The sequence below is a fragment of the Craterilacuibacter sp. genome, from assembly GCF_051659485.1.
Taxonomy (GTDB): Bacteria; Pseudomonadota; Gammaproteobacteria; order Burkholderiales; family Chromobacteriaceae; genus Craterilacuibacter.
In genome coordinates, this window is sequence record NZ_JBOFOO010000200.1 from 1 (window position 1) to 20,507 (window position 20,507).

General features: G+C 64.8%; 17 protein-coding genes. 15 read left to right on the forward strand and 2 right to left on the reverse strand.

Annotated features, from left to right (window positions below; all coding sequences use genetic code 11):
* The 14 genes from ACRC1E_RS07205 to ACRC1E_RS07270 all read left to right on the forward strand — a co-directional run.
* Nucleotides 1–554, forward strand: a 554-nt coding sequence (locus tag ACRC1E_RS07205; protein ID WP_438514431.1) for an MOSC domain-containing protein, incomplete at its 5' end; no start/stop codon positions are given.
* A gap of 134 nt (nt 555–688) precedes the next feature.
* A complete protein-coding gene (locus ACRC1E_RS07210; protein WP_438514432.1) occupies nt 689–1,900 on the forward strand; it encodes an MFS transporter in 1,212 nt (403 codons plus the stop codon).
* Nucleotides 1,901–2,004: 104 nt separating this feature from the next.
* Nucleotides 2,005–3,213 carry an acetyl-CoA C-acetyltransferase gene (locus ACRC1E_RS07215; RefSeq protein ID WP_438514433.1) on the forward strand — a complete coding sequence of 403 codons (1,209 nt, stop codon included), beginning with the start codon at nt 2,005–2,007 and terminating at the stop codon, nt 3,211–3,213.
* A gap of 11 nt (nt 3,214–3,224) precedes the next feature.
* A complete protein-coding gene (locus ACRC1E_RS07220) occupies nt 3,225–5,414 on the forward strand; it encodes a 3-hydroxyacyl-CoA dehydrogenase NAD-binding domain-containing protein (protein ID WP_438514434.1) in 2,190 nt (729 codons plus the stop codon).
* Nucleotides 5,411–6,553 (forward strand): CaiB/BaiF CoA transferase family protein, encoded by a 1,143-nt coding sequence (locus ACRC1E_RS07225; RefSeq protein ID WP_438514435.1) that lies wholly within the window; start codon nt 5,411–5,413, stop codon nt 6,551–6,553. Before ACRC1E_RS07220 ends, ACRC1E_RS07225 begins: the two co-directional genes overlap by 4 nt.
* A gap of 18 nt (nt 6,554–6,571) precedes the next feature.
* On the forward strand, nt 6,572–8,176 hold the full coding sequence (locus ACRC1E_RS07230; protein WP_438514436.1) for an AMP-binding protein: 1,605 nt from the start codon (nt 6,572–6,574) through the stop codon (nt 8,174–8,176).
* Nucleotides 8,173–8,964 (forward strand): enoyl-CoA hydratase-related protein, encoded by a 792-nt coding sequence (locus ACRC1E_RS07235; protein ID WP_438514437.1) that lies wholly within the window; start codon nt 8,173–8,175, stop codon nt 8,962–8,964. The genes ACRC1E_RS07230 and ACRC1E_RS07235 overlap by 4 nt, the downstream gene beginning before the upstream one ends.
* A gap of 90 nt (nt 8,965–9,054) precedes the next feature.
* Nucleotides 9,055–10,230: an acyl-CoA dehydrogenase family protein gene (locus ACRC1E_RS07240; RefSeq protein ID WP_438514438.1), complete on the forward strand. Its 1,176-nt coding sequence runs from the start codon at nt 9,055–9,057 to the stop codon at nt 10,228–10,230.
* Between the two features lie 84 nt (nt 10,231–10,314).
* Nucleotides 10,315–11,010, forward strand: a complete 696-nt coding sequence (locus ACRC1E_RS07245; RefSeq protein ID WP_438514439.1) for a nitroreductase — start codon at nt 10,315–10,317, stop codon at nt 11,008–11,010.
* A 1-nt stretch (nt 11,011) separates the two neighbouring features.
* Nucleotides 11,012–12,679: a GMC family oxidoreductase gene (locus ACRC1E_RS07250; protein ID WP_438514440.1), complete on the forward strand. Its 1,668-nt coding sequence runs from the start codon at nt 11,012–11,014 to the stop codon at nt 12,677–12,679.
* Between the two features lie 15 nt (nt 12,680–12,694).
* Nucleotides 12,695–14,233, forward strand: coding sequence for an amidase (locus tag ACRC1E_RS07255; protein WP_438514441.1), 1,539 nt, complete (start codon nt 12,695–12,697; stop codon nt 14,231–14,233).
* Between the two features lies 1 nt (nt 14,234).
* Nucleotides 14,235–15,299, forward strand: coding sequence for a phosphotransferase family protein (locus ACRC1E_RS07260; protein WP_438514442.1), 1,065 nt, complete (start codon nt 14,235–14,237; stop codon nt 15,297–15,299).
* Nucleotides 15,293–16,372, forward strand: coding sequence for a hypothetical protein (locus ACRC1E_RS07265; protein ID WP_438514443.1), 1,080 nt, complete (start codon nt 15,293–15,295; stop codon nt 16,370–16,372). The genes ACRC1E_RS07260 and ACRC1E_RS07265 overlap by 7 nt, the downstream gene beginning before the upstream one ends.
* Complete coding sequence (locus ACRC1E_RS07270; RefSeq protein WP_438514444.1) at nt 16,369–17,103, forward strand: tyrosine-protein phosphatase; 735 nt, start codon at nt 16,369–16,371, stop codon at nt 17,101–17,103. The genes ACRC1E_RS07265 and ACRC1E_RS07270 overlap by 4 nt, the downstream gene beginning before the upstream one ends.
* A 100-nt stretch (nt 17,104–17,203) precedes the next feature.
* On the opposite strand, the gene ACRC1E_RS07275 is transcribed toward ACRC1E_RS07270, so the two are convergent.
* On the reverse strand, nt 17,204–18,454 hold the full coding sequence (locus tag ACRC1E_RS07275; protein ID WP_438514445.1) for a cytochrome P450: 1,251 nt from the start codon (nt 18,452–18,454) through the stop codon (nt 17,204–17,206).
* Between the two features lie 148 nt (nt 18,455–18,602).
* Here ACRC1E_RS07275 and ACRC1E_RS07280 point away from each other — a divergent pair, with 148 nt between their 5' ends.
* The gene (locus ACRC1E_RS07280; RefSeq protein WP_438514446.1) at nt 18,603–19,760 is read left to right on the forward strand and encodes a hypothetical protein; all 1,158 of its coding nucleotides are present in this window, start codon (nt 18,603–18,605) and stop codon (nt 19,758–19,760) included.
* Nucleotides 19,761–19,837: 77 nt separating this feature from the next.
* Here the strand turns inward: ACRC1E_RS07280 and ACRC1E_RS07285 are convergent.
* Nucleotides 19,838–20,507 (reverse strand): hypothetical protein (locus ACRC1E_RS07285; RefSeq protein WP_438514447.1); only part of this gene is annotated, 670 nt, incomplete at its 5' end.

Sequence of the window (20,507 nt, forward strand, 5' to 3'; positions counted from 1 at the left end):
TGGGATTTGAAGGTTTTGCCGGCGACGTGCAGGCCGACCGGCGCTTTCACGGCGGGCGCGAGAAAGCCGTTCATCTATACCCTGCCGAACACTACGACGCACTGGCACAGGCTTTTCCTGAGGCCGCCGCGCGACTGGCACCCGGCTGTCTGGGAGAGAATCTGTCGGCCTATCAAATGGATGAGTGCGCAGTCCATATTGGTGACGTGTTCGAACTGGGTGACGCCCGGATACAGCTTTGCAGCCCGCGCAGCCCTTGCTGGAAGATCAACCACCGCCTCGAGGTGGCCGGCGCCTCGCAGTGGATCAGCGATCAGGCCAAAACCGGCTGGTACGCACGCGTACTTTGCGAAGGGCGGGTCGGCGCCGGCGACAGCCTGCTATTGCTCGAGCGCATCTCGTCCGTCAGCGTGGATCACTTCTGGCGTCTGGCCACCTGCCATCGCCCGCCGCTTGCCGAACTACGCGCGGCCGCAAGCGCGCCCGGTCTGGATCCGGCCTGGCAGCAAAAACTGGCCGCGCGCTGCGACTGGCTGCAAAAGCTGGAGACTTAAAAACAAGCCCGCGCACGCAGCAGCCCCCCTTTTTTTCCGGCCAAGGGCACATCGTGGCCGCACTACCCCAAACGCACGATGCGTGCACCCCGGCAAACCCGCCAGATTGTCTTGTCCACTTTGGAGAGACCATCATGCAGCCTACCCCCGTCTTGTCCAGCCCTGCCCTATGGGGCAGCATGCTGGCCGCCAGTTTCGCCTCGACCATAGGCGGCCTGCCCTTCAATGCGCTGCCCATCCTCCTGGGCACGCTTGCCGACAGTTTCAAGCTTGGCGCCGCGGCGACCGGCTTATTGGGCTCAAGCTGCTTTGCAGGTTACCTGCTGGGCACCTTGCTGGCCGCGCTTTACATGGACAGGCTTAACTGGCCGTGGCTGACGCGGCTGTCGGCATTGGGCGCCGCCGGCGCACTCTTGCTGTCCTCGCAACTGCCGCTTTTTTTCCAGTACCCGCTATGGGCCGTCGTCGGTTTTTTTGCCGCACTGATGACCTGTCTGGGCCTGCGCATCATGGGCGCCCTGCCCGACAAGGAGCGCGCGCTATCCGTCAGGCTGGCCATCGAGCTGGCAGTCACTTCGCTGGTGCTATTCGTACTGCCGCCGCTGGTGATTGCACGCTGGCACTACCCGGGGCTGGTACTGGCACTATCGGCCATCATTCTGCTGCTGTCGCTCTCCAGCCTGAAGCTGCCGCGACGCGAGGCCCTGCCCGGCGCGGCAGCGGCTCGTGACGCCATCAGCATCGCCGACTCTTTGCATCTGCCATGGCCGGCTTTTGCCGCGCTGGCCTGCTTTTTTGTCTATGGAACCGGCCAGATCGGCTTATGGGCCTTTCTCGAGCGCATCGGCCACAGCCATGCGCTAAGCGCGTCCGAACTGGGACTCACCTTTGCCGTACTCAAGCTGCTGGGTGGCGCGGCCGCCGGCGCGCTGATACTGGTCGGCGACAGGCTGGGCTATCGATGGCCGCACGGCATCGTCCTGCTGGTCATTACGGCAGGGCTGCTGCTGATGAGTCGCGGCGGCTTTGCCGGTTTTGCCATCGGCGCCTGGGTATGGGAAGCTGGCTTTACCTGGGGTTGCATCTACCAGACGGCCGCCATCGCCCGGCTGGACCCGTCCGGGCGTTCGGTGATGCTGATTCCGGCCGCGTTTGCACTGGCGGCCATGCTGGGCCCGGGCCTCGCCGGCTTTCTGTCCGCCAGCGGCTTTGCCCCGCTTTACCTGCTGGCGGCGGCTACGGCAGGATTGCCCATCCTCGTCTACACGCTGTTTCTGGCCCGATCCATGCTGCGACCGGCCTCGCCGCAGGCCGGCGACGTGGCGCAGGTGGCCGATGTACTCTGACGCAGGCTAAAACGTGCGCTTTAGTCCGGCCGGACGATGATGGAGATGCTCTGCGGCGTGCAGCATAGTGCCAGGACTCGTCCATCGAAATCATGGAGACAACAATGACGCAGGCTTATATTTTCGACCATGTACGCACCCCGCGTGGCAAAGGCAAGAGCGATGGCGCACTGGCCGAAGTCACCCCCACGGCACTTGCCGCGCAAACCCTGAAAGCACTGGCACAGCGCAATCAACTGGATACCCGCCAGATAGAAGACGTCATCATGGGTTGCGTCGTTGCCGTTGGCGAACAAGGCGGCAATATTGCCCGCATCGCAACGCTGGCCGCCGGTTTCGACCAGTCCGTCCCCGGCGTGCAGATCAACCGCTACTGCGCCTCCGGCCTTGAGGCGGTGAATATGGCCGCCGCCAAGGTCATGGCCGGCCAGGCAGGGCTCGCCATCGCCGGCGGGGTCGAGAGCATGAGCCGCATCCCGATGGGCAGCGATGGCGGCAGCTGGGCCATCGATCCGGCGGTCGCCTTTCACACCCGCTTCGTGATGCAGGGTGTCTCCGCCGATCTTATGGCCAGCAAATACGGCTACAGCCGGCATGATCTTGATGCCTACGCCGCCGCCAGCCACCACCGCGCAGCGCAAGCATGGGCCGAAGGCCGCTTTAAGCGCTCGGTCGTACCGGTGACCGATATCCTCGGCCTGCCGCTGCTTGAGCGCGACGAAACCATACGTCCCGAGACCTCCGTCGACAGCCTTGCTGCCCTCAAGCCCGCCTTCGCCCAGATGGGCGAGCAGGCCGGCTTTGATGCCGTGGCGCGGCAATGCTATCCGGAGGTCGAAAAAATCAGCCACCTGCATCATGCCGGCAATAGCTCGGGCATCGTCGATGGCGCCGCCGGCATCCTGATAGGCACGCTGGAAGCTGGCCGTGCGCTGGGGTTGACGCCACGCGCGCGCTTTCGCAGCTTCGCCAGCATCGGTTCGGAGCCGACCATGATGCTGACCGGCCCGTCGTTCGCGGCCGAACGCGCGCTGAAAAATGCCGGCATGAGTGCAGCCGATATCGACCTGTGGGAGCTGAACGAGGCGTTCTCGGCGGTGGTGCTGCGCTTTATGGAAGTGATGAAGGTCGCGCATGGCAATATCAACGTCAATGGCGGCGCCATCGCCATGGGCCACCCGCTGGGCGCGACCGGCGCAATGATTCTGGGTACCTTGCTGGACGAGATGGAGCGCCGCGGCGACGCCACCGGCCTCGCGACCTTATGTGTCGGTGCCGGCATGGGCATCGCTACCGTTATCGAACGCGTCTGAGAGGGCGGATCATGATCGATTATTTCAAGTGCGAACTGGCCGGCAACGGCATTTTGACCCTGACCATAGACCAGCCTGATACCCAGGCCAATGTGATGGATCGCCATTTCATCGACAGCTTCCGCCATCATGTCGATGCGGCGCTGGCCGATGCAGAAGTCAAGGGTGTGCTGCTGACCTCGGCCAAAAGCTCCTTCGTTGCCGGTGCGGACCTGAAAACACTGGAAGCCTCGCTATCCGAAGTGCCTGACGCAGCCAAACTCTACAGCGAGTGCCGGGCTTTTTCCGCCTTGCTGCGCAAAATAGAAACCGGCGGCAAACCCTTTGCCTGCGCCTTGAACGGTGCGGCACTGGGCGGCGGTTTCGAGATTGCACTGGCCTGCCACTACCGCTGCGCAGCCGATGTCAAAGGCATGACGGTCGGCCTACCTGAAGTCGGCGTCGGCCTGTTGCCCGGTGCCGGCGGTACCCAGCGCTATTTGCGCATGCTGGGCGTGGCACGCGCCCTGCCCTTGCTGCTGCAAGGCACACTGATCAAGCCTGCCAAGGCGCTGGAGCTGGGCCTGCTAGACGCACTGGTGCCGGCCGAAGATCTGCTCGCAACCGCAGGCGCGTGGCTGGCGGGTGCGCCCGACGCAAGCAAGCCATGGGACAAAAAAGGGTTTCGCATTCCCGGCGGGCAAAGCCCGCTGGAGCCTGCCATCGCCCAGCTATTCCTCGGCAGCAACGCATCGGTACAGGCCCATACCTGCCACAACTTGCCCGCACCACAGGCCATCCTCAGCTGTCTATACGAGGGTATGCAACTGCCGATGGACAAGGCGCTCGACATCGAATGCAAATACTTTGTCAGGCTCAACCTCGATCCGGTCGCCGGCAATATGATACGCACGCTGTTTATCAACAAGGGCAAGGCCGACCGCCTGATGCACCGCCCCGACAGCATCGCCAAGCACAAGCACCAGAAAATCGGCGTACTGGGCGCCGGCCTGATGGGCGCGGGTCTTGCCTTGGTCGCGGCGCAAGCCGGCATCAGCGTGGTACTGATAGACCGCGAGCAGGCGGCGGCCGACAAAGGCAAGGACTATGCCCGCACCCGTCTGGCGCGCGACCTTGAAAAGGGGCGCACGACGCAAGACAAGATGGATGCGGTCCTGTCCCGCATCACCGCGACCACCGACTACGCGCGACTTGAGGACGCAAGCCTGGTGATCGAGGCGGTGTTTGAAGACCGCGCCGTCAAGGCCGAAGTATTCGCCCGTGCCGAAGCGGCACTGCCGCCTTCGGCCATCCTCGCCTCCAACACCTCGGCGCTGCCGATTACCGGCCTCGCCACCACGCTTGCGCGCCCCGGCAACTTTATCGGCCTGCATTTTTTCTCGCCGGTCGAGCGCATGCCGCTGGTCGAGGTCATCAAGGGCAGCGAAACGTCCGAGCATGCTCTGGCGCTGGCACTGGATCTTGTCGGCCAGTTGAAAAAAACGCCGATTCTGGTCAACGACAGCCCGGGTTTCTTTACCAGCCGTTTTTTTGGTGCCTTCCTCAACGAGGGCATCACCATGGTGGCCGAGGGCATCTCGCCGGCGCTGATCGAGCAGGCGGCGCACCTGGCCGGCTATCCGGTGGGGCCGCTGGCGGTAGCCGACGAGGTGGGGCTGGATCTGGCGCACAAGGGTGCGCAACAGCGCCATCAGGACGAGGGCGACAGCTATCACCCCGGCTCTTCCGTGCCGGTGATTGCCGAACTGGTCGTCAAGCATGGCCGCCACGGCCGCAAGAACGGCATGGGCTTTTACGCATATGCTGACGGCGGCAAGCAGTTGTGGGACGGGCTTGCCGCAATCTGGCCGCAAAAAGCCGCACAACCCGATGTCGAGCAAGTGAAAGCGCGCCTGCTGTACGCACAACTGGCCGATGCCGCACGTGCCATGGCCGGGGGCGTGCTGTTTGATGCCGCTGACGGCGACGTCGGTGCCTGCCTCGGCGTCGGTTTCCCCGCCTATCTTGGCGGACCGTTTTCCATGATGGACACGCAAGGCCTGGCCCAGGTGATCGCGCACTGCGAGCGTCTGGCACGCGAAGTCTCGGCCGAGCGCTTTGCCATCCCGGATCTGCTGCGCGACATGGCGAAAAACGGCCAGCGCTTTTACGGCAAGAACGCACTGACCCCGCCTGCGGCACGCAAGGGAGAAACCGCATGAGCGCGCCGCTTGCCGGCGTGCGCATTTTAGACCTGACCCAGCTTCTGCCGGGCCCGATGTGCACCCTGCATCTGGCCGATATGGGTGCCGAGGTCATCAAGGTCGAGCCCGCCAAAGGCGGCGATGCCGCACGCGGCATGGGCCAGGGCGAATTTTCCACCCTGTTTTGCATGCTCGCGCGCAATAAGAGTTCGCTGGCGCTGGACCTGAAAACGAGTGCCGGCGTTGCCGTCATCAAGCAGCTGGTCGAATCCGCCGATGTACTGGTCGAGGGTTTCCGCCCCGGCGTGATGGACAAGCTGGGCCTGAGCTGGGCTGCACTGTCGGCCATTAATCCCAAGCTCGTCTATTGCGCGATCTCCGGCTACGGCCAGAACGGCGCGCGCGCGCATCTGGCCGGTCACGACATCAATTATCAGGCGCTGGCCGGTACGCTGGACCAGAACGGCGCATCAGGGATGGACCCGGTCTGCGGCAACTTCCCGGTCGCCGATCTTGCCGGCGGGGCGCTCACTGCCGCCACCGCCATTCTCGCCGCCCTATTCGATGTCGCACGCGGCGGCAAGGGGCGTTATATCGATGTGGCCATGGCCGACAGCGCCACCGTCCACAATGTGATGGCGCAAGCCGGTGCCGCCCAGACCCAGATTGCCCCTGCCCGCGGCGAAGACTATCTCTCGGGCGCCCTGGCCTGCTACGGCGTCTACCGCACGGCCGACGACCGCCATCTGGCCGTTGGCGCCGTCGAGTTCAAGTTCTGGCAGGCATTTTGCGAACGCATAGAACGTAGCGACCTGATTGCGCAAGGCCATGTAGACGGTGCCGCCGGCTGCGCTGCGCGTGCCGCGCTGGCTGGCGAAATCGCCCGCTATACGCTGGCTGAATGGATGCAGAAACTGGCCGGGCTGGATGCCTGTGTCAGCGCGGTACTGAGTAGCGATGAAGCACGCGCCGATGCGCGCGCGCGCGGCGTGGCGTTTGACGGCATGCACCCGGTATTCGGCGCTTACCCCGGTTTTGCTCCGCCATTTCGCATCAGCGGCTGCGATTTTTCCGTACACCGCGAAGCACCGGCACTGGGCGCAGACAATGCGCGCCTCTTGGCCGAAATCGGCTACACGCCACGCGATGCCAACTAAATCCCAATGGAGCCTACGATGACGCAAGCTTCCAGCTACAACCTGGCCGACCTGTTTGAACAGGTCGCTCACGCCGTCCCCGAACGCAGCGCCGTCATCAGCGGTGAAGCCACGCTCAGCTACCGCGAACTCGAGGCGCGCGCCGACGCACTGGCTGCACTTTTAGCCCGGCGCGGCATCCGGCGCGGCGACACCGTCGGCCTCTTGCTCTACAACGGCGCCGAATATCTGACCACGTTTTTTGCCGCCTGCAAGCTGGGCGCGCTGCCGGTCAATATCAATTACCGCTATGTCGGCGCCGAACTGGCCTATGTGTTCGACAACGCGCGCCTGTCGGCGCTGGTGTACGCGCCCGCGCTCGCCGGCACCGTCGCGGCCATCCTGCCCGACTTCCCCGCCATTCAGGTGGCGCTGTGTTGCGATGCGGCACTCGAGGCCGAACTGGCTGCCCCCCACGAGCCGGCGCCCCGTGACGGCCGCAACGACGACGACCTGATGCTGCTGTATACCGGCGGCACTACCGGCGCGCCCAAGGGCGTGATGTGGACGCACAAGGCCCTGTTCTTCGGTGCATTGGGCGGTGGCGATATGTACCGCAAGAGCGGCCAGCCCGTCACCAGCCCGCAAGAATTGGCGGCCATCGCCGAGGGCGGCACGCCGTTGCGCTTCATGCCGGTCGCGCCGATGATGCACGGCGCGGCGATGTGGGCGACGCTGGTCTCGCTGTTTGCCGGCCACACCGTGGTCACCACCACCCGGAACAGTTTTGACGCCATCCATGTGCTCGATACCATGGCGCAGCAGCGGGTCAATATCACCGCCATTGTCGGCGATGCGATGGCGATGCCGATACGCGATGCGCTGGAGGCGAATCCCGGCCGCTGGGACTTGTCCGCGGTGTATGTGTTCGGCTCGGGCGGCGCACCGTTCGCCCGCCATCTGCAGGACGACATCAAGCGCCACATGCCCAATGCCCATATGGGCAACGGCTACGGCACCAGCGAAGGCGGCGTGATCGGCCAAGGGCCGCGCCCCGACGGCGAGGGCCTGATGACCCTGCAACTGGGCCCGGAACTGGCGGTACTGACCCCGCTGGGCAATGCGCATGTCGCAGCGGGTGAAACCGGCATTCTGGCGCGCGCCGGCCATGTGCCTTGCGGCTACTGGGGCGATGAGAGAAAAACCGCCGAGACCTTTATCCAGCTGGATGGCGTGCGTTACGCCATGCTGGGCGATGCCGCCCGCCTCGAAGCCGACGGCAGGACCATCACCCTCTTGGGGCGCGGTTCTCAGTGTATCAATACCGGTGGCGAAAAGGTCTTCCCCGAGGAAGTCGAGGATGTATTGCGCCGCCACCCCGATGTGACCGATGTGCTGGTGGTCGGCATCGCCGATCCGCGCTGGGGACAGAAAGTCACCGCTGTGGTCAGCCTGCGCCGCGCGGCCAGTGCCGGCGACGAGGCGCTGCTGCGCGAACACTGCCGCGACCTGCTTGCCGGCTACAAGCTGCCCAAACATGTTTTTGTCGTGCCCGAAGTCGCGCGCTCGGTCGCAGGCAAGGCCGATTACCGCTGGGCACGCCAGACGGCAGAGACGGCTTTGCAAACAGGAGAAACCCCATGAGCAAGGTATTGACCCATATCGATGGCCGGGTTCTTTTGATCACCATCAACCGCCCCGAGGTCAGGAACGCGCTGGACAGCGAAACCCACCGCCTGATGTCCGATGCGCTGGATGCTTACGCTGCGGATGACGAATTGTGGCTATGCGTGCTGCGCGGCGCCGGCGGCCAGGCCTTTTGCGCCGGTGGCGACATTGGCGCCATGCATGCAGCCGCCAATGGCGGCGAACCCTATGTGGTGCCGGCAAGCGGCTACGGCGGACTCACCAGCCGCTTTGATCTCGACAAGACGGTGATCGCCGTGGTTGACGGCATCGCCATGGGCGGCGGCTTCGAGATCGCACTGGCGTGCGATCTCGTGATTGCCGGCGAAAGTGCGCGTTTCGCCCTGCCCGAACCCAAGATAGGCGCCGTTGCCTACGCAGGTGGCATGCACCGTCTGCCGCGCCAGATCGGCATGAAGCGCGCCATGCAGCTCTTGCTCACCGGCGACAGCGTGCATGCCGCTCAGGCGCTGGACTGGGGCCTCATCAACGAGGTGGTGCCCGATGCCGAACTGGATGCGGCGCTCGCGCGCTGGACAGGCAAACTGACGGCGTGTGCACCGCTGGCGATACGGGCTACCAAGGCCTGCGTCAGCGCGGGACTGGATCTGCCGCTAGCGGCGGCTCTGGCGCGGCAGGACACGGGCGGCATCGCCGCGCTGGAAACGATGCGCACAAGCCGCGACGTGATCGAAGGCATTGCCGCCTTCAGTGAAAAACGCAAGCCGCAGTGGCAGGGGCGCTAAACCTCCTCCAAAAGGACGATGAAGCCCGCAGCCGCCATGGCAGAATGCAGGAATCAGCCGGGCGACAGACCCGCAACACAGGAGACCAGCATGCCCAGATTGTTCGATCAATGGCGTCAGCACAGCCCGCATTACAACGAGAGCCACGATGCCTGGGGCGAATCGGTGCGCCGCTTCGTCAGCCGCGAAGTGACACCCCATATCGATCAGTGGGAGCAGGACGGCGAACTGCCGCGCTCGCTACACCGGAAAGCGGCTGAAACCGGCATTCTGGGCATGGGTTTCCCCGAATCCTATGGCGGCTACAGCGAAGGGCTGGATACCTTTCACGGCATCATGTTCTCGATGGAAATGGCTGAAGCCGCCTCGGGCGGCCTGCTCGCCGGCCTGATGGTGCACTCGGTCGCGCTCAAGCCCATCATCGCGCTCGGTTCGGAAGAACTCAAGGCACGCATCGCGCCGGGGGTGCTTGCCGGCGACAAGATCATGGCGCTGGCGGTGACAGAACCCTCGGGCGGCTCGGATGTGGCCAACCTCAAGACCCGTGCCGAGCGCGTTGGCGACCATTATGTGGTCAACGGCTCCAAGACCTTTATCACCTCGGGCATGCGCGCCGACTACTACACGGTGGCAGTACGCACCGGCGGGCCGGGCGCCGAAGGCGTGAGCCTGCTGCTGATAGAAAAGGATACAGCGGGTTTTAGCCGCACCAAACTCGACAAGATGGGCTGGCACTGCTCGGACACCGCCACGCTTTATTTTGACAATGTCCGGGTGCCGGTGGAAAACCTGATCGGTGCCGAGGGTCAGGCGTTTCGCGGCATGATGAAGAACTTCAACGGCGAGCGCCTCGGCATTGCCACCACCTGCTGCGGCTTTGCCATGGTGGCACTGGAAGAGGCGCTGGCCTGGGCACAGGAGCGCTCCACTTTCGGCAAGAAGCTGGTGCACCATCAGGTGATACGCCAGAAGCTGGCCGAGATGACACGCGAAATCTACGCCTCGCTCGCCTGGGTCGAACGCTGTGCGGCGGCCATCGATGCCGGGCACGAAAACCCGGCCGAGATCGCACTACTGAAGGTACAGGCGACACGCATGCTCGAGTATGTGGCACGCGAAGCCTGCCAGATACTGGGCGGAGCCGGTTTCATGCGCGGCGTGAAGTCCGAACGCATCTTCCGCGAAACCCGTCCGCAGTGCATAGGCGGCGGCACCGAAGAGATCATGCTGGATCTGGCTGCAAAGCAGCTGGGTTATCTGGGATAAGCCGGAAACCGGCAGCGGGCGTCGCCAATGAACACCCCACTGCCCGTCCCGCCTCCTCTTGCTCACTGCCCTTCTGGAGCGCCCATGTCCGCACCCGAACACACCCCGATGAACCGAGCCGCCGCATTTGACGCCATCGTGCATGGGCGCACCTCGACCCGTGCCTTTCTGGCGGAATCCCTGCCGCGCGCCGATATCGAGCACGCGCTGCATCTGGCCTGTCAGGCACCGTCCAACTGCAATACCCAGCCATGGCAGATTGCCATCGCATCGGGCGACGCGCGTACGCGTCTGGCGCTGGCCATCGCATCCGACATGGCCAGCGGGCGCATGGCGCCGGATCTACCCTACGATGGCCGCTACGATGGCGTCTACCGCGAACGCCAAAGCGGCGCCGCCGAAGCGCTGTATGGCGCCTGCCGGATAGCGCGCGACGACAAGGCCACCCGCAGCCGCCAGTTCATGCGCAACTTCGATTTTTTCGGCGCGCCGCATGTGGCTTTTTTCTTCCTGCCACCGGGCTTTGGCACCCGCGAAGCCGCCGACCTTGGCATGTGCGCGCAGACTTTCATGCTCGCACTCACTGCCATGGGGTATGCCAGTTGCCCGCAAACCTCACTCAGCTTCCACCCGGCGCAGGTACGCGCCGAGTTCGGCATCACTGAAGCCTGGCAGCTGATGTTCGGCATCTCCTTCGGCCGGCCCGACCCCGAAGCCGCCGTCAATCAGGCCGCCACCACGCGCGCGCCTCACGAGTGCATTGTTTTTGCCGGAGACTGACATGGACCAGTTCGACTATATCGTCATCGGTGCCGGCAGTGCCGGCTGTGCCCTTGCGGGCCGGCTCAGCGAAGACAAGAGTGTGCGCGTACTGGTACTGGAAGCCGGCGGCAGCGACAAAAACCTGCTCATCGACATGCCGGCCGGCTGGGGCAAGACACAGACCCCCGGCCATGCCCTGAACTGGTCGTACCAGACCGGCCCCGAGCCCGGGCTGAACGGCCGCCATGTGCCGCTGCCGCGCGGCAAGGTCATCGGCGGCAGCTCCGCCATCAACGGCCTGTTGTATGTACGCGGCCAGCGCGAGGATTACGATGACTGGGAAGCCGCCGGCGCCAAAGGCTGGAGCTGGCGCGAGGTCGAACCCTATTTTTTGCGTTCGGAAAACAACCCGGCACAGCCAGGCGCTGCGCACGGTCACGCCGGCCCGCTCAAGGTGGCCAACCTGCTTGACCCCTCTACGCTATCCGCCACGCTGATCGCGGCAGCCGTCGAAGCCGGCATCCCGCCGACCAAGGACTTCAACGGCGAGAAGCAGGAAGGCGTCGGCTACTATCAGGCGACGCTCAATGGCGCACGCCGCTGCTCGGCCGCGCACGCCTATCTGGCACCGGCATTGGCACGCGGCAATCTGGCGCTCACTTCCGGCGTCACGGTGACGCGCATCGTGTTTGATGGCCAGCGTGCGACCGGTGTCGAATACCGTCAAAACGGCGTCTTGAAACAGGTCGCCGCCCACGGCGAAATCCTGCTGTGCGCCGGTGCCATCGCCAGCCCGCAGTTGCTGATGCTCTCCGGCATCGGCCCCAAGGATCATCTGGCCCAGCACGGCATCACGACCTTGGTCGATGCCCCGGGCGTTGGCGCCAATTTGCAGGATCATCTGGTGGTGCCGCTGATGTGGCAGCTCAAGGCCGGGCAGGCGTCGATGAATAGCCGCCTGACGGGCGTGGGGGTGCTGCGCGAAGTGCTGGCCTACTGGCTGAAAAAGCAGGGCGCGATGACCATGCCGGCGGCCGAAGTCGGCATTTTCTGCAAGAGCTCACCGCAGTTAAGCCGCCCCGACCTGCAATTTCATCTGCTGCCCCTGTCGGGCGAGCTGGAGTCGGAAACTAAATCGCTGCACCCCTATCCGGGCTACACCCTGGCGCCCAATGTGTGCCGCCCCACATCGCGCGGCCATATCCGCCTGAATTCGGCCGACCCGGCCCAGCCGCCGCAGATGGTGATGAACTATCTGACGACCGACTACGACATCGACACCACGCTTGCCGGCATAGACTGGGCGCGGCGCATTGCCGCCTCCCCGGCCCTTGCCGCGGTGACCGCATCCGAGACCTATCCCGGTGCAGCCGTCCAGCGCCGCGAAGACTTGATAGCCTTTGCAAGGCGTAGCGGCACCACCGGCCACCATCCGGTCGGCACTTGCCGCATGGGCAGCGATGACGCCTCCGTGGTCGATACCGAACTGCGTGTGCGCGGCGTCTGCGGCCTGCGCGTCGTCGATGCATCGGTGATGCCGCTCTTGATCTCGGGCAATACCAACGCCACCGCCATCATGATAGGCGAGCGCGCGGCCGAACTGATCGCCAAGGCGCGCCGTGCCCCTGTCAAGCATGGCGAGAGCCCGGCCGCGGCCATGGCCGCCAGTCCGGCCGCTGCGATTTAACAACAAGGGACCGCCATGAAGCCCAGCCCCGCCAATTTGTCGCGGCGCAATCTGCTGCGCCAAAGCCTCGCACTGGGCGCCGCCAGCCTGTTGCCGCCCGCCTATGTCCATGCCGGCGGACGCGGACTGTCCAGTACCGACTATCAGGCGCTGGACGCCACCGCCATGGCCGCCGGGGTACGCCAGCGGCAGTTTAGCGCCAGCGAATTACTGGAAGCGGCGCTAAAAGCCTGTGAACACAGCAATCCGGCACTCAATGCCGTGGTACTGCGCCACGACGACAGGGCCCGCAAACTGGCGGCAACGCAGCGCAAGGGCGCGCTTGCCGGCGTGCCGCTGCTGGTCAAGGATCTCAATGCCTATCTGGACGGCACCATCACCACCCATGGCTGCCGCTTTTACCGCGACAACGTCGCCAGCGTGACCAGCACCCTGCTCGCGCGCTACGAAGCGGCCGGCATGGTGGGTTTTGCCAAGAGCGCCAGCCCAGAATTCGGTATGACCCCGACCACCGAATCCGCACTATGGGGCGTCACGCGCAACCCATGGAATCCGGCGCTCAGCGCCGGAGGCAGCTCGGGTGGCGCCGCCGTCGCCGTCGCCGCCGGCATGGTGCCGGTCGCACACGCGACCGACGGCGGCGGTTCGATCCGCATTCCGGCCGCACATTGCGGCCTGTTCGGCCTCAAGCCCAGCCGCTACCGCACGCCGCAGGGGCCGGGCCGTTTCGAAGGCTGGTTCGGCGCCAGCGTCGCCCATGCCATCACCCGCAGCGTGCGCGACTCGGCGCTGATGCTGGATGTGGGACAGGGACACGAAAGCGGCAGCCCGTACTGGGCCCGCCCGCTAGTGCGCCCTTATATGGACGAAATCAGCCGCGAGCCGGGGCGCTTGCGCGTGGCACTGATAGGCGAAAGCCTGACCGGGACCCTCCTTGACACCGATACCGCGCATGCACTGACCCTGGCCGCCGCGCTGATGGCTCGCCTGGGGCACCATATCGAACCCGCCCGTTTTCCGGTGTCGGCCCTGCAGGTCTTCGGCCCGCAAGGCGTGGTGACCCGCACCGCCTTGCTGTCGACGATACGTAATCGCGAACAGCAACTGGGGCGCAGCGTGACGCCGGATGATGTAGAACCCATTACCTGGGCGGCGCTGCAGATGGCACAAAAGCTAACTGCCGAAGACCTGTTTCGCGCCCGCTCGGGCTTCGAGCTGGTCTCGCTGCAAATGGAACAGTTTTTCGAGCGCTACGATGTCATCCTGTCCCCGGTCACCGCCACCACCGCGCCGCCACTTGGCGAGCTGGCACTGAACCGCCCGTTCGACGACTACGCCAAAGCCGCCACCGGTAGCGCGGCCTTTACCGTCATCGCCAATATCGGCGGCCAGCCCTCGATGTCGGTGCCCTTGTACTGGACAAAGCAGGGCCAACCGGTGGGCAGCCTGTTTACCGCACGCCTGGGCGCCGAAGACACGCTGTTGCGGCTGGCGGCCCAGCTCGAAGCGGCACAACCATGGGCCGCACGCCGCCCTCCGCTAAAGAAAGCCTGAAATGCAGCCACCACAAGCGCAAGACATCGCCCCGGCACTGGCCGCCTGGCTCGCCAGGCACCACGGCGGCAGCGCCCGCATTCTGGAACTTCGCCCGCCGGCACAAGGCTATTCCAACGAGACCTGGCTGATCGATGCCGAATTCGGGGCCGAGCCCCAGCGCCAGCAGCTGGTACTGCGTCTGGCACCGGCAGGCAGCGGCCTGTTTCCCGATTACGATCTGGCGCTGCAGTACCGGGTGATGGCGGCGCTGGCGGACAGCCCGGTGCCGGTGCCCGGTCTTTATGGCTTCGAGGAAGACGCATCCGTACTCGGACGGCCGTTCTATCTGATGCGCCGTATCGAAGGGCGGGTGCCGAACGAGAACCCGCAATACCACATTCAAGGCTGGCTGGGCGAACTTGACGCCGGCAGCCTCCGCCGCCACTGGTTCGCCGGCATCGAAACCGCCGCGCAGATTGCGCGCATCGACTGGCGCGCACACGGCCTGGATACCCTGGCCCCCGGCGGCGACCCGGTCGCCGTCCAGCTGGACGAACTGGCGGCTTTCCTGACGTGGACCGAGGCGCAGGCGCGCCCCTACCCGCTGATCCGGCGCGCGCTAGCCTGGCTTGCCGCCCACCGCCCGGCATCGCGCCGCGCCGCACTGGTGTGGGGCGACGCCAAGCTGGGCAATCTGATTTTCGACGACGCAGGCCGGGTCGCCGCCGCGCTCGACTGGGAAAGTGCGCATATCGGCGATGTGCTTGAGGATCTGGCCTGGTTTCTGGTACTGGACCGCTCGCTGAGCGAAGGCTACGCCGTACCCCGCCTCGCCCACCTGCCCTCGCGCGAGGAAAGCATCGCCTGCTGGGAAGCGGCCAGCAGCGAGTCGGCGGCGCTATTGCCGTGGTTCGAACTATTTGCCGCGGCCCGCCTCGCGGTAATCATGGCGCGGCTGGGCACGCTATTCACCGCACGCGGCTGGGTCGCGCCCGAGGTCAATATGGATACCCACAACGGCGGCTACGCAGTGCTGGCGCTGACCATGACCGAGATGGGCGTGACGGAGCAGACCGTATGCTAAGCCGCGGCGACGACTACCCTATCCACCAAAAACCGGTCCCGCTGGCGGATGCAGGCGGCGAGCGCAACTTCTACGACCGCTACTACTTCAACGGTTTTAGCGAAGATGGAGGCAGCTATTTTGCCGTCGCGCTCGGCGTTTACCCCTACCTAGGGGTGATGGACGCCCATGCCTGCGTGCAGCGCGAAGGGGTGCAGCGCTGTGTGTTTGCCTCGCGCGCACTGGGCGGCAAGCGGATGGACACCCGTGTCGGCCCGATCGCCATCGACATCGTCGAACCGCTGGCCCGCCTTGATGTGCGCATCGACGCGCCCGAGCTCGGCCTCGCGGGCAGGCTCACGTTCACCGGACGCACCGCGCCGCAGGAAGAGCCGCGTTTCGTGTGGCACGACGGCCCGCGCACCGTGCTCGACCTCACCCGCATGACCCAGCTCGGACGCTGGCAGGGCGCGCTGAGCGTCGATGGCACAGACATCGTCGTCGATGGCTGGCGCGCCACGCGCGACCGCTCGTGGGGCGTGCGCCCGATAGGGGCACGCGATGCACAGCCTATGTTGCCGGCCGGCCAGATGCAGTGGTTCTGGTTATGGGGGCCGACGCATTTCGACGATCTGGTGGTGCACTTTCACACCAATGACGACGCACACGGCAATGGCTGGAACCGCCAGTGCGTACTGGTGCCCACCGACGGTGGCGCACCGCGCCACCTGAGCCAGCCGCGTGTACACATTGAGTACCGCGAAGGCTGCCGCCAGCTTGCGCGCGCCAGCATCAGCGGCATGCTGGCCGATGGCCGGCGCGCGACCCTCGCCCTTGAGTGCGGCGAAGTGATCTATATGCAGGGTGCCGGCTACAACCACCCCGAGTGGGGGCACGGCAGCTATCACGGCGAATTTGCCGTACACGGCGAGACGCGCGACTGCCGGACGCTGGACCCCAACGACTTCGCGCAAATCCACCTGCAATCACTGACCCGCGCGACGCTTGCCATCGCAGGCGAGGCCACGCGTACGGGGCGCGGCATACTCGAACAGATGCTGCTCGGCCCGCACGCGCCATCGGAGACAATATGAGCCAGCCCGACGACGCCTGCCAGGGCCTGCCGCTTAAGCGCGGGCGACTCTTTCGTGCCGGCGTGCTCAGTACGCTGGATACCGCGCAAATCACGCCCGGACGCGCACTTGGCATCCGCCATATCATCGATTTCAGAAGCGTGCGCGAGCGCGACAGCGAGCTCTGCCTGTGGGGCACACTCTTGGGCGTGCGCAGCCAGCGCGCACCGGTCGCGGCCGACCTGCGCGCCAACGATACCGGGAGCAATGCCCTGATCGCCAGCTTCGCACGCCACCCCGGCGCCGATAGTGCACACGCCCTGATGCGCGCGCTGTACTGCGGCTTCGCCGACGCTTTCCTGCCCCATCTGCGTACCCTGTTTGAGCCTTTGGCACAGGGCGAGCCGCTGCTGGTGCACTGTACCGCCGGCAAGGACCGCACCGGCTTTGCCTGCGCACTGATTGCCCGCGCCGCCGGCGTATCCCATCCGCAAGTGACCGACGACTACCTCACCCACGGACGCCAGGCGGCATACGCGCAGCATGCCCGCCTGCGCACGGTGCTGGCGGGCTATCTTGGCACAACACCTGACGACGCCACGATAGCGATATTTGCCGGCGTCAACGAGGCCTTCCTCAGCGCCGCATTCGACAGGCTTGTTACGCGTTACGGCAGCATCGATGCCTATCTCGCTGCCGGCGGCGTCGACGCGGCACTGCTCGGGCGCGCCCGCGCCGCGCTACTGCGCTAGCCGGGCAGCCGTCCTCGCGCAAAGTCGCACAACAAGCCCGACACCTCGTCCGGCGCATCGCGCGGCCCCTCGTCTAGATAGACAAGCTCAACTGCATCCATCATGCGTCATGAAAGCGGTAGCGGATAGGCAGCGACTTGTAGCCGCCGGTGAAGTTGGACTGGATCGGGCGCGGTACGCCATCAAGCTCGACCGATGCCAGCTGCGGCAGCAGACGGGCGAAGAAGGTGCGGATCTCGGCCAGCGCCACCTGACGCCCAAGGCAAGCGTGCCCGCCCCAGCCGAAGCCGACATGGCCCTCGCTCTGGCGCTCGATATCAAAGCGGTACGGCGCATCGAATGTCGCGTCGTCGCGATTGCCGGAGGGCAATAATACGCAGACCGAATCGCCGGCGCGGATAGTGACGCCGGACAGGGTGTAGTCCTCGGTCGCGGTGCGCATAAAGTGGCGGATAGGCGACACCCAGCGCACCAGCTCGTTGGCGCCATTGCGCATCAGCGCCGGCTTGTCCTGCACCTTTTTCATCTGATCCGGATTCTGGATAAAGGCGAGCATGCCCCCGGCGATGGAGGCAGCAGTGGTTTCGTGCCCGGCAGTCGAGATCAGCAGATAGTAAGAAATCGCCTCCAGCGCCCCGATGGCCTCGTCACCCACCAGACTCGTGGCAATCACGCTGGCCAGATCATCCTGCGGGTTGGCACGGCGCTCGGCCAGCAGCTTGCCGAAATAGGCGGCCACTTCGGGCATCACGTCGGCACCGCCCTGACGCGAGCGCTGCAGCTCGGGGTCGGCCGACGACAGCAGCTGCTGGGTGATGCGCAGGATAAAGGGCGCCTCGGTTTCGGGCAGGCCGAGAATGGACAGGATCACGCGTAGCGGCAACTGGCTGGCCACTTCATGCGCAAAGTCGATCCGGCCGCCGGCCTCGCGCATGATCGCGATATAGCGGTCCGCCAGCGCCTCGATACGCTGCTGCAACTTGACGATCCCCGGCCCCATGAACCAGGACCGGGTTAGTTCGCGATAGGCCTGATGTTCGGTACCATCCATGTCCAGCACGGTACGCACCGTATAGCGGCGCCCGCCCAGCGCCTGCTCGGTCGCCTCTTCGACGGCCTTATCAACCAGCACCAGCCTGGGCTCATTGATGAACAGGGCATTCTGCCCCATCACTTCCTTGATATCGGCGTTGCGCGTCACCACCCAGAACGGGCGGTACGGCTCGCGTGCGTACCAGCACACCGGAAAATCTTCACGCAGTGTCTGCATTTCTTGATGCACACGGCCCTCGTCCAGCCATGCTTCATGGCGGATAGGGTCGAGATGTGCCGGCATTTCTGGGTATCGCATCGTGTCTCTCCTTGCGCTTGGGTGATCTGTATTTGCGCTCATCATTACCGGCCTCAGCTGCTAGCGGCATCGTCCGTAGAGACCATGCCGTACGCCGCGCCCGCGGGTTAGCGTCATCCCATCCACAAATTTCAAGAAAGAACAGGCCATGCAACAAGGCGGCAGCATCGGCCCCCTCGTCGGCGCCGACGAAGGCTTCAACCACCAGATTGTCGACACCCACGCATCGGTACTGCACACCGACCCGGCTTGGGCCGAAAAGGTCTGCGGCATGGTCGGCGCGCGCGACGGCTCGCTGCAGATCGGCTTCGGCTTCGGCAAATACGTCAACCGCGGCGTCGTCGATGCCTATGCCGGCGTCTCGCGTCAGGCCGAGCAATGGAATGTGCGCGCCAGCCGCGCACTGGCCGGCGATGTGGAGTCGGTATCGGTCGGGCCGATACAGTACGAGATTATCGAGCCGCTCAAAAAAATCAGGGTCACGCTACAGAAAAACGCGGTACAACCGATCGCTTTCGATCTGTTGCTGGAAGGCGCCGTGCCCTGTTTTACCGAGGCACGCGAGGACAGGCGCAACCACAGCGGCTATCGCCGCACGGCCGACCAGATCCGCTACCACCAAAGCGGAACCGCCAGCGGCTGGATCGAAGTTAAGGGCGTGCGCCATGAAGTCACGCCAGAGGGCTGGGTGATGACGCGCGACCACTCGTGGGGGATACGCCCGGGCGTCGGCGCAGCGCTTGCCGACACCGAACCCGAGGCCATGGACAGCGAAGGCCTGCAGGTGATGGCGATCTGGAATCCGCTGCTGCTGCAAAATCCGGATGGCAGCCATTACGCCTTTCACCAGTATTTGCTGCGCTACCGCGCACCCGGCCTGCACCACGAGCGGATGCAGGGGCAGTTCGAGTATCCGGACGGACGCCGCGTCGCCGTCATCGACAATAGACCCAGCCTCGCCTTTCACCCGGACAACCAGCGCTTTATCGAAGGACGCTTCGATCTGACGCTGGCAGATGGCAGCCGGCGCACCTTGTCGGCGCGCGCCATTTCAGACACCGGATTTCATCTGGGCGGCGGCCTGTATCACGGTTTTGATGGCCACTACGCCGGCCAGTGGCGCGGCAAGCTGCATGTGGAGGGCGAATATTTTGCCGATTGCCGCAGCCAGGAGAGCGTACGGCGCCTGAACAGCTTTCGCGACGCCATGATTGTCGTGCACGACAGCGCAAGCGGCGCTCAAGGCTGGGGCAATCTGCAAAGCTGGGTACAAGGGCACTGGGATGAAACCGGTGCCAATAACTGAGCCTAGCCCCCGCCGCAACAAACACCCCGGCGACTCGGGCACCCTTTGAGAACCCGACAAAAATGGGCGACTGCGGGTTAGCCCACCCTTTGCAGGTGGTGAACGAAAGTGAAGAAATAGGGGCAGAGGCTGCCGCCGAAGCGCGGATTGATTTCGAGCACGAGCGGCTTGCCACCTTCTTCCTTGTAGTTGAAGCAACACAGCCCCTCGAAACCAAGCGCGGCAAGCATTTCACCAAACAGCGCCAGATGGCGGGCCGGCACCGGAGCCCTAAAGGCTGGATCTTTCCCCTTGACCGGCGTATTGCCGGCAAAGCGATAACGGATATTCAGCGCATGCTCGACGCGCCCGTCGCGAACAAGCAGATGGGTGGCAAACTCTTCATCACCCGTGACCAGTGTCTGGCAGAAATAGTCGGGGTCGTCCAGTAGTGGCGCGTAACGCTGTAGATCTTGCTGGTTGTGGACAACGTAGCAGTGTTGCCCCATCACGTCCTGACGCTTCTTCAGGATGAATGGGGTCTTCAGCAAGCCCGCCTCGGCAATGCGCGGCAGCTCGCGACCAAAGCCGGCAGCAAGCAAGTGCCGGTAAAACACCAGCTTGTCGTCACACAGTTGAATACTCCGGGTGCTCGGCAAAGGGATGGGATTGTTCTCCCAAACAGCGCGCGGCTGTTGCCGCAGTGCCAGCAGCGGCTCAATGTCCAAAGGCACGACCAGATCGGCCTCGGCAAGTATTGCCCCTTCC